The organism is Paenibacillus chartarius (assembly GCF_042432825.1).
GTDB lineage: Bacteria > Bacillota > Bacilli > Paenibacillales > NBRC-103111 > Gordoniibacillus > Gordoniibacillus chartarius.
Window position 1 is genome coordinate 1 of the sequence record NZ_JBHLWN010000127.1, and the last position, 727, is coordinate 727.

Sequence of the window (727 nt, forward strand, 5' to 3'; positions counted from 1 at the left end):
TGTATAGCAAGGTAAATATTTTCCTGACGATGCCCGTTCAGCGACGCCTCCTTTCGAGCTCCTGTAGCTTTTTTAAGAGAGCATTCTCCGCCCGAAGTCGCTCGTTTTCATACTCCAGTTTCTTCATGGCAAGCTTTTGCTGATCGGCCTTTGTTAACTCTTCAGGTGCCTTCGTTCGTCCTCTGCCGTCTTGCAAAGCGTCTTGTCCGCTAGCTTCATACTTTTTTACCCATTGGTATACTTGTTGATAGGATACCTGGAACTGGCTTACGGTTTTTTGGTAATCTCGATTATTAGCAAGGCAGTACAATACGATGTTAATTCGCTCTTCCCAAGTCGTTGTCCGTCCCTTTGTCATAGCGGCTGCGCCTCCGTTCTTGTACGGTCTTAGACCGCTATGACTATTATACTTCCTAATCCAGTCCCTGAGCTGTGTACGGCTTGCAATGCGGTATGTTCTAATGACTTCATTCTGCGAGTACTTCCCCGAAAGATAATCTTGAACCGCTTGTAATTTAATTTCCGATGAGTAGCTCTTATTCTCTACACGCAACTCTAACCCTTCGATTCCATAAAATTCGTAACGCCGTCGCCATTCCTTCAAAGTACTGACGCTAATGCTATATTTACAGGCTATCCCGCTTAGTGACCCTTGACCCGTTTTAAGTTCCTTCAATATGGCTAACTTCTCTATTCCACAGTACTCGTTAATTTTGGACATGAAAAA

General features: G+C 44.3%; 1 protein-coding gene. It reads right to left on the bottom strand.

Going from position 1 to position 727, the window contains the following annotated elements:
- Nucleotides 1-37 precede the first annotated feature (37 nt).
- Nucleotides 38-727: helix-turn-helix domain-containing protein (locus tag ACFFK0_RS30590; RefSeq protein WP_377475242.1), on the bottom strand; the 690-nt coding region annotated here is incomplete at its 5' end.